Here is a 2618-nt window from a genome sequence, read left to right as displayed (position 1 = left end):
CATTTTCTCTTATTTTTTAGCTCCTGATTTTGGATAATACCGTCCCGGCAGAAGGAATCCCTCCCGCCGGGCGTACGGTATATTTATCTGATTCGCTCCTTTACCACTTGGATAAAGCCCTTGAACTCCTGATCCTTACCGCTTTCGTCGGTTACTTTCAACAGGTAGAAGTACGTACCCGATACCAAGCCTTCAGCACTCCAGTCATTCTGGTAGTTCTTGCGCTCGTACACATGGTCACCCCATCTGTTGAAGATCAAAAGCTCATTGCTCACATACCTGCCCAAGCCAGGTATCTCAAAAGTATCGTTGATTCTATCCCCGTTTGGCGTGATCGTATTCGGTATAAAGAATGCCTTAATATTTACTGCTGCAGATGAACTGTTATCATCAGGACTCAACTCCCGTTGTGGTGAAGATACTGTGGCAGTATTGACCAAACTCTTATCCCTGCCATCAGTCAGCGGAGCAGCCTTTACCCTTAATGCAATCTCTGCAACATCACCTGGTAACAGCATCGCAAACTTCCAACTCAACTCCTGTCCATTCTGAGCAAACACCGCAGATGGACCATTCACTGTCGCTGATACATACCTTAGGCCATCTGGAAGAATATCCGTTACAACTGCATCCGCAGATTCTATATTTCCATTGTTTTCAACCCTTAGGATATAGATGAATTCATCCCCTTCATACACCTCAGAAGTTTCCACTGTCTTAGTAATCTTCAAGTTCACACCATGGAAAACTTCTACAATTGCTATAGCTTCATCACAATTCTCTGGATCCAAAACATCACAGATGGTGTAGGTAATCACATAAGTCCCCGGAGCTGTACCTTTCGGTACGATCAGGTTGCCATCCTTGTCGATACTCACACCAGGCATTCCTCCTTCATCTTTTACAGTGATAATCACCTCAGACCCTTTTACCGGATTACCATTGAGCTTATCATTGTCCAAGACATTTCCTGCTACTCCTCCCAACAAACCATTGATCTCGTTCTCTTGGAAGTTATCCATATTCGCTTCGATATCATTTTTCCTTAATGGAATAACCAATGAATCAGTGGCCGTGTAAATAGTCCCATTAAAATCACCAGTAACGCTGGCATTGTTTATAATTTCTCCACGGTCCATATCCTGTTGCTGTACAGTGTATGTTGTCGTTAGCTGCTGACTTGCCAAGGGAGCCAATACATCAATCACTATTACCAAGCCAGTGAGAGGATCTTCAACATGAATATTCCTCAAGGTTACGTTACCATTATTCCTTACAGTAAGTGTGTAGGTGATTACTTCTCCCTCTTCCACAAAATATTGGTGCTCAGATTCTTTTGTAATGCTAATGGAAGGATCTTGAGTCACAAGCACCAACTCATCATCCTCCGCTGTAGTCCCATCAATCCCACTTAAAAAGAACTGAATGATCTCCGCTGTTACAACATTCTCTATATAACCTCTGTCCAAATCTTCTTGGGTAACCACATATACTATTTGTATAACATAGGTATCCTGATAGAGAAGCTCTTCCAATAAAATATCAAGGCCCGTTATAGGATCTTTTACCGAGACCCTACCAATATCACTGTTACCAATATTACTAACTTCGTATGTATAAGTAATTACTTGACCGACCTGACTAATCACAGGTATGTCAGCTATTACTGCTACATCAATGGTTTGAATGATCTGCTTAAGAATTTCATCGTAATCTTGATCACTCACTTCAAGCTCATTCAAGGTATAACCAACAGCTTCCACCTCTAAATCCACATATCCAACATTAAAGTCCTCTACTGTGATGGTATAAATAATTGTAGGGAATAACACTTCTTCTCCAGGCTCAAGCTTTTCAATATTTATTTCAAAGCCTGTAGCTGGATCTTTGACCAGAACATTGTAAAGTGTAAAGTTCCCGGTATTCCTGACAGAATAGCTTATGGCAACCTGATCGCCAATAGCTGCGAAGGTAAAATCGATTGCTTCCACACGAACTCTGATCGAAGCTGTTGCAACTGAATTATCAACTGTGATCGTCTCGGTATCTGTAGCCGTCACATCAGTTCCTGTAGGAGGTGTCCCTGTCGCTATTGCTGTATTTACTACTGATCCGTTGTCAACATCCGTCTGCGTAATCGTATAGGTAGCTGTAAATTCCGCTGACCCACCGGGTGCCAAGGTTGTCGTGCCTGAGCTCTGAGTGATCGCACTCAAGCCCGGCAAGGCATCCGAAACACCCACATTAGTCAAGGTGAAGTCTCCATCGTTCTCTACCGTGAAGGTATACGTGATCACATCTCCTAATCCATACGTGGACTGACTCGCTGATTTGGCTATACTGATCGAAGCTGTTGCAGCTGAAATATCAACTGTGATCGTCTCGGTATCTGTAGCCGTTACATCAGTTCCTGTGGGAGGTGTCCCTGTCGCTATTGCTGTATTTACTACTGATCCGTTGTCAACATCTGCCTGCGTAATCGTATAGGTAGCTGTAAATTCCGCTGACCTACCTGGTGCCAAGGTTGTCGTGCCTGAGGTCTGAGTGATCGCACTCAAGCCCGGCAAGGCATCCGAAACACCCACATTAGTCAAGGTGAAGTCTCCATCGTTCTCTAC

The 2618-nt window shown here is 43.6% G+C and carries 1 protein-coding gene; it reads right to left on the bottom strand.

The window, feature by feature from the left end; all coding sequences use genetic code 11:
* Positions 1 to 83: 83 nt before the first annotated feature.
* The coding region (locus IEV57_RS19165) for a CLIPPER-2 domain-containing protein (protein WP_188444649.1) at positions 84 to 2618 on the bottom strand (2535 nt) is incomplete at its 5' end.

Origin of the sequence: Belliella aquatica, assembly GCF_014637795.1 — a bacterium.
Taxonomy (GTDB): domain Bacteria; phylum Bacteroidota; class Bacteroidia; order Cytophagales; family Cyclobacteriaceae; genus Belliella; species Belliella aquatica.
The sequence above is the reverse complement of the archived record's forward strand: the minus strand, read 5'-3'. Positions and strand labels throughout refer to the sequence as shown.